General features: G+C 61.3%; 3 protein-coding genes and 1 pseudogene. All 4 read left to right on the forward strand.

Annotated features, from left to right (window positions below; translation table 11 throughout):
- A partial coding sequence (locus EN906_RS31430; protein ID WP_127375656.1) for a flagellar basal body L-ring protein FlgH occupies nt 1-489 on the forward strand: 489 nt, incomplete at its 5' end.
- A 17-nt stretch (nt 490-506) separates the two neighbouring features.
- Nucleotides 507-1,001: a flagellar basal body-associated FliL family protein gene (locus EN906_RS31435; RefSeq protein ID WP_127268384.1), complete on the forward strand. Its 495-nt coding sequence runs from the start codon at nt 507-509 to the stop codon at nt 999-1,001.
- Nucleotides 998-1,729: a flagellar type III secretion system pore protein FliP gene (gene fliP, locus EN906_RS31440; RefSeq protein ID WP_127271437.1), complete on the forward strand. Its 732-nt coding sequence runs from the start codon at nt 998-1,000 to the stop codon at nt 1,727-1,729. The genes EN906_RS31435 and fliP overlap by 4 nt, the downstream gene beginning before the upstream one ends.
- Before the next feature lie 198 nt (nt 1,730-1,927).
- Nucleotides 1,928-2,281: pseudogene (locus tag EN906_RS31445) on the forward strand (flagellin); the annotation flags it as partial.

Genomic DNA, 2,281 nt, shown 5'->3' on the forward strand with positions numbered 1-2,281 from the left:
CGGGCGCTGTCCCAGGGCGACAACCGGACGGGCAAGAACAAGATCAACGATCGGGCCAACTTCAAGAACCAGAACGACAGGAGCCGCACCGCCAATCGCAAGCTCGGTTACGACCTCAGCGCGCAGTGGGACCAGTGGAGCACAGCCGGCAAGGGCGCTGGGGCTCTCAGCTCCACCACGGACACGACTGCCGACGGCGAGATCAAGCGCTCGGAGACACTTGAGCTCAATGTCGCGGCGATCGTCACCGATGTGCTGCCCAACGGCAATCTGATGATCACCGGATCGCAGGAAGTGCGCGTCAACGCCGAGCTCAGGGTGCTGACGCTCGCCGGCATCGTGCGGCCGGCCGATATCGGCGCCGAAAACACCATCCCCTACGAACGTATCGCCGAGGCCCGCATCTCCTACGGCGGACGCGGTCGCATCACCGAGGTCCAGCAGCCTGCCTACGGCCAGCAGATTCTCGACCAGGTTCTTCCGTTCTAGGATCGGAGCAGGGCGCCGTGGCAAATATCGAACAGGTTCAGCCACGCAAGGGTCCCTCCCCTGCCATCCAGGCCGGCCTGCTGCTGCTTGTGACGGCGGCCGCCATTGGCATGGGCTGGATGTCCGGCGGTTATCTCAAAGGCGTCGGCGCACCGGCGTCGGTACCGGTCGCGCCTGAGAACGAAGGCAAGATCATGCAGCCCACCGCGGCCGAGCAGCCAGGCCTGGGCCCGATGCTTGTCGTGCTGGCGCCGATCACCACCAACATCGCCTCGCCTGCCGGCACATGGATCAGGATGGAGGTGTCCGTCGTCTATGACGGGCCGCAGCCACAGGCAATGTCGGATGACATCCACCAGGATCTTCTGGCCCTGGTGCGCACCTTGAAGATGCATCAGATCGAGGGCGCCAGCGGCTACCAGCACCTGAAGGCCGATCTTGAGGAACGCGCCTCGATCCGCAGCCAGGGTCACGCCAAGCAGATTCTTATCAGGACATTGCTGCTCGAATGAGAAAGTTCCTTCTCGCCACGGCGATGATCGCGGCCGCAACGTCCGTCGCGACGGCGCAGCAACTCGATCTCGGCGGTATCGGCAAGGCCGACGGCACCACCGTAGGCTACATCATCCAGATGTTCGGCCTGCTGACCGTTCTGTCGGTGGCGCCAGGCCTGCTGATCATGGTGACCAGCTTCACCCGTTTCGTCATCGCCTTCTCGATCCTGCGCGCCGGCATCGGCTTGCAGTCGACACCGGCAAACCTCATCCTGATTTCGCTGTCGCTGTTCATGACTTTCTATGTCATGGCGCCGACCTTCGATCAGGCCTGGAACACCGGCGTCAAGCCGCTGATGGACAACCAGATTACCCAGACCGAAGCCTTCGACAAGATTTCGGACCCGTTCCGCACCTTCATGCTGCACAATGTGCGTGACAAGGATTTCGACCTCTTCGCCGACCTTGCCCGCGAGCGCGGACAGACCGTTTCGCGTGACACCGTCGACCTGCGCATCCTGGTGCCGGCCTTCATGATCTCGGAGATCCGGCGCGGTTTCGAGATCGGCTTCCTGATCGTGCTGCCATTCCTCGTCATCGACCTGATCGTCGCCACCATCACCATGGCGATGGGCATGATGATGCTGCCGCCGACAGTGGTGTCGCTGCCGTTCAAGATCCTGTTCTTCGTCCTGATCGACGGCTGGAACCTGCTTGTCGGCAGCTTGGTGCGCTCCTTCAACTGACCCTGCGGCGCCGGCTCGAAATCCCAGCAATATATTTTCGATTAACCGTCCGGTTTAGCCCTTTGGTAGGGACTTGCCCGCATATTCGCTCGCAGATGGCGGGTGATCGATTTTGAGAGATCATGGGCATGATGCCGCACCGTCATACCGGTAGAGCCGGTATGTAAAAAATACCTGTAAAATCAAGGTCCGAGTACCATGTCCAGCATCATGACGAACAGCGCCGCATTGACGGCCCTGCAGAGCCTCAACGCCACCAGCAAATCCCTCACCGACACCCAGGCCCGCATCTCGACCGGCTACAAGGTCTCGCAGGCTTCGGACAACGCCGCTTACTGGTCGATCGCCACCACGATGCGCTCCGACAACCAGGCAATGTCCACCGTTTCGGACGCTCTCGGCCTCGGCGCCTCTAAGGTCGACACAGCCTATACCGGCATGAGTAGCGCGATCGATACGATCAACCAGATCAAGACCAAGCTGGTCGCGTCCTACGGCCAGACTGACGCCTCCAAAGAAAAGACCCAGGTCGAAATCGCCGCCCTTCAGAAC

It is taken from the genome of Mesorhizobium sp. M7A.F.Ca.CA.004.06.1.1 (assembly GCF_003999135.1).
Classification (GTDB): Bacteria; Pseudomonadota; Alphaproteobacteria; order Rhizobiales; family Rhizobiaceae; genus Mesorhizobium.